At 68.2% G+C, this 3,116-nt stretch carries 3 protein-coding genes; 2 read left to right on the forward strand and 1 reads right to left on the reverse strand.

Annotated features, from left to right (window positions below; translation table 11 throughout):
* The first annotated feature begins 224 nt into the window (after nucleotides 1-224).
* Nucleotides 225-998, forward strand: a complete 774-nt coding sequence (locus BW39_RS02705) for an SDR family oxidoreductase (protein WP_043819606.1) — start codon at nucleotides 225-227, stop codon at nucleotides 996-998.
* Between the two features lie 40 nt (nucleotides 999-1,038).
* Nucleotides 1,039-1,971, forward strand: a complete 933-nt coding sequence (locus tag BW39_RS02710; protein WP_043819610.1) for a LysR family transcriptional regulator — start codon at nucleotides 1,039-1,041, stop codon at nucleotides 1,969-1,971.
* Here the strand turns inward: BW39_RS02710 and BW39_RS02715 are convergent.
* Nucleotides 1,925-3,076, reverse strand: coding sequence for a sterol desaturase family protein (locus BW39_RS02715; RefSeq protein ID WP_043819608.1), 1,152 nt, complete (start codon nucleotides 3,074-3,076; stop codon nucleotides 1,925-1,927). The genes BW39_RS02710 and BW39_RS02715 overlap by 47 nt on opposite strands.
* Nucleotides 3,077-3,116 lie beyond the last annotated feature (40 nt).

Here is a 3,116-nt window from a genome sequence, read left to right on the forward strand (position 1 = left end):
GATGACAAGGCAGTCCTGTCCTGCGGCAGGACTGCAACCCCGCAGGCGGCCCGACGCAGGCGCGGGCATACGGGAGGGGGAGCGGAGCGGGCTGCCGGGGGCAGGGGTCGCTGGCGCGGCTGATTGTTCTGGTTTTCTGGATGATCCATCCCGGCTGCGCCGGTTTATCGCGGGGGGCTGGCTGCCTAAGCTGGGTGCTTCATCCAAGCACAAGGAGCGTTTCCATGGCAGACCATTCCATTCGCGGCAAGGTGGCGCTGATTGCAGGCGGCGGCAAGAATCTGGGCGGGCTGATTGCCCGTGATCTGGCGGGGCACGGCGCGCGGGCCGTGGTGGTGCACTACAACAGCGAGTCTTCCCGGGCTGAGGCGGAGACCACGGTGGCCGCAGTGCGGGCGCTGGGCGCACAGGCCGTGGCGCTGCAGGGTGACCTCACGCGCGCTGGCGCTGTGGAGCGGCTTTTTGCAGAGGCCGTGGACGCCGTGGGCCGGCCGGACATTGCCATCAACACCGTGGGCAAGGTGCTCAAGAAGCCGCTGATGGAGATCAGCGAGGCGGAGTACGACGAGATGGCCGCCGTCAACGGCAAGTCGGCGTTTTTCTTCCTCAAGGAGGCGGGGCGCCATGTCAACGACCACGGCAAGATCGTGACCCTGGTGACCTCGCTGCTGGGCGCGTTCACGCCGTTCTATTCCTCCTACGCGGGCACCAAGGCGCCGGTGGAGCATTTCACGCGGGCGGCGGCCAAGGAGTTCGGGGCGCGGGGCATTTCGGTCACGGCCGTGGGGCCGGGGCCCATGGACACGCCGTTCTTCTACGGCCAGGAAGGCGCGGACGCCGTGGCCTATCACAAGAGCGCGGCGGCGCTGTCGCCGTTTTCGCCCTCCGGGCTGACGCATATCGAAGACGTGGTGCCCTTCATCCGCCACCTGGTCAGCGACGGCTGGTGGATCACCGGGCAGACCATCCTGATCAACGGCGGCTACACCACCAAGTAGGCCAAGTAGAAGGACCGCTGCACGGACTATGCTGCGTCCCATGGACCGACTCGACCGATACCGGATCTTCATGCAGGTGGCCGAGATGGGCAGCTTCATCAAGGCCGCCCATGCGCTGGACCTGCCGCGCGCCACGGTGTCCGCTGCCGTGCAGCAGCTGGAAGAGCAGGTGGGCGCAAGACTCCTGCACCGCACCACGCGCCAGGTCAGCCTGACGGCCGATGGCGCCCAGTTGCTGGAGCGTGTGCGCCCGCTGCTGTCAGAGGCCGAGGATGTGGAGCAGATGTTCCAGGCCCGCACGCGCCAGGCCACGGGCCGGCTGCATGTGGACGTGCCCAGCCGCATCGCCCGCCGCCTGCTGGCGCCTGCGCTGCCGGGGCTCATGCGCCGGCACCCGGGGCTGCAACTGGTGCTGGGTTCGTCAGACCGCGCCATCGACCTGGTGCAGGAAGGCGTGGACTGCGCCGTGCGCGTGGGCACGCTGCATGACAGCAGCCTGGTGGTTCGCCCGCTGGGCTGCATTGCCCTCATCAACTGCGCCAGCCCCGCCTATCTGCGCGAGCAAGGCCTGCCCGAGCAGCCGCAGGACCTGCTGCACGGCCACTGGAGCGTGGGCTATGCATCGCCGCGCACGGGGCGGGAACTGCCCTGGGAATGGAGTGGGGCGAGCGATGTGGATGGGATGGATGGGGTGGATGGGCCGCAGACCCTGGCCGTGCCCAGCCGCGTGGTCACCAACAATGCAGAAAGCTATATCGCCTGCTGCCGCGCCGGCCTGGGGCTGATCCAGATCCCGCGCTATGACGTGCAGCACCTGCTTGACACGGGTGAGCTGGTGGAAGTGCTACATGCCCACCGCGCAGCGCCCATGCCCGTGGCGCTGCTGTACCCGCACCGCCGCCAGCGCTCGCGCCGGCTGGCGGTTTTCATCGAGTGGTTCGAGGCGCTGATGCGGCCGAACCTGGAGCCGTAGGCGCAACCCCGGCCCCCCCAGTCACCGCAGTCACCGCAGTCACCGCAGTCACCGCAGCCGCCCCGGCCGCAGGGTGGGGCTGGGCTCCGTCGTCGTCATGAATGGGCCGGTAGCCGGGCCCGAAGGACACATCGCCCAGCCGCCAGCCCTCGCGCCGGCGGAAGGCCCCCCAGAACCGCTTGAGCGTATGCCACTGCATGGCGACCAGCCCGCGCTCGTTGTCGGCATCCACCTCGGGGTCGCTCACGCCCGTGGGGCGCACGGGCTCGTCGGTATAGAGCGCCGTGCCAAACAGCATGTCCCACCAGGGCAGCACCTGCCCAAAATTGCAGTTGTGGCGCGTGGGCCGATCTGGGTCGCGCAGCATGTGGTGGTGGCGGTGGAACAGCGGGCCCACCAGCACCCGCTCACCCACGCGGCCCAGCCAGCCCAGGCGCAGCCGCACATTGGCGTGCGAGAAGTTCTGCACCAGCTCGCTGAGCAGCCCCAGCAGCGCAAACTCCGAAGGCTCCACCCCCATCGCCAGCCCCACCGTGGCCAGGATGAAGGACTGCAGCATGCCGTCCAGGTAATGGCTGCGGTCATTGCTCCAGCAGCTCATCTGGCGCTGGCTGTGGTGCATGCTGTGCATGGCCCACCACCAGGGAATCACATGCTGGGCGCGGTGCATCCAGTAATACACCAGGTCGTAGACCACGTAGTACACCAGGAACAGCGCCACCGGATGGTCCGCAAACCACGGCACCCAATGCTTGAGCCCCGTCGCCTCCTCGGCCGCCGGCCCGCCGCCCAGCATGCTGGCAAACGGCATCAGCACCAGAAAACTGAACAGCGGAAACAGCCCCAGCAGCATCAGCAGCGTGTAGTTGCGGTCCACCGTGGTCAGCCGCCGGTCGCTCCAGCGCTCGGCCGGAAACAGGCTCTCCAGCGGCCGCATCACGCCCGCGATCAGGAACAGCTGCAGCGCCGCAATCAGCACCGCCTCGGCAATCTCACGCGGATCACCGGCCGCCTGGGCGATGTCCAGCCAGTGAACGGTGGGGGTTACGGCGTGGGTGGCGAGCCAGGTGATGGCTGCCTGCCACAGCTCGGTCAGTGAAGTCATGTCTTGTGCCTGCAAGAAGGGCCGGGGGAGGGCTGGGGAT

The organism is Delftia sp. RIT313 (assembly GCF_000632165.1).
In the GTDB taxonomy this organism is placed as follows: Bacteria; Pseudomonadota; Gammaproteobacteria; order Burkholderiales; family Burkholderiaceae_C; genus Comamonas; species Comamonas acidovorans.